At 48.2% G+C, this 647-nt stretch carries 2 protein-coding genes; both read left to right on the forward strand.

What is annotated here, in order from left to right; genetic code table 11:
* Positions 1-216: NfeD family protein (locus ACTHUM_RS17240; protein WP_440403588.1), on the forward strand; the 216-nt coding region annotated here is incomplete at its 5' end.
* Between the two features lie 9 nt (positions 217-225).
* The coding region (locus ACTHUM_RS17245) for a paraslipin (protein WP_440403589.1) at positions 226-647 on the forward strand (422 nt) is incomplete at its 3' end.

Genomic DNA, 647 nt, shown 5'->3' on the forward strand with positions numbered 1-647 from the left:
CACCAAGCGCTCAACGATGATTTGGATATTGGGCAAAACGTCCGCATCCTACGCCACCTACATGACAATATTTACGAAGTCGCCTACCGCGGCACACATTGGCAGGCACAAGCCGAACGGCCCCAAGATACTTTTCAGACGGCCTCAAGCGCAGTCATTACCGCCAAAAACGGCAATCTTCTGATTATCCGCACACTCTCCCAACCATCATCATAAGGAAACATTATGGAATTTCTGCTCAGTCTCCCCGTCCTCATACTCATCGTCGTTGTTGTTTTTGGTTTCAAATCCTTTATCGTTGTACCGCAACAGGAAGTTTATGTGGTCGAACGATTAGGCCGTTTTCACAAAGCACTGACTGCAGGTCTGAACATCCTTATCCCATTTATCGACCGCGTCGCCTATCGTCATTCGCTGAAAGAAGTTCCTTTGGATGTTCCCAGCCAAGTCTGCATTACCCGCGACAACACTCAGCTGACTGTGGACGGCATCATCTACTTCCAAGTTACCGATCCTAAACTCGCTTCATATGGTTCCAGCAACTACATCATGGCGATTACCCAGCTTGCGCAGACAACTTTGCGCTCTGTCATCGGCCGTATGGAATTGGATAAAACCTTTGAAGAGCGTGACGAAATCAACAGCAT

Source organism: Neisseria sp. P0021.S006 (genome assembly GCF_051956895.1).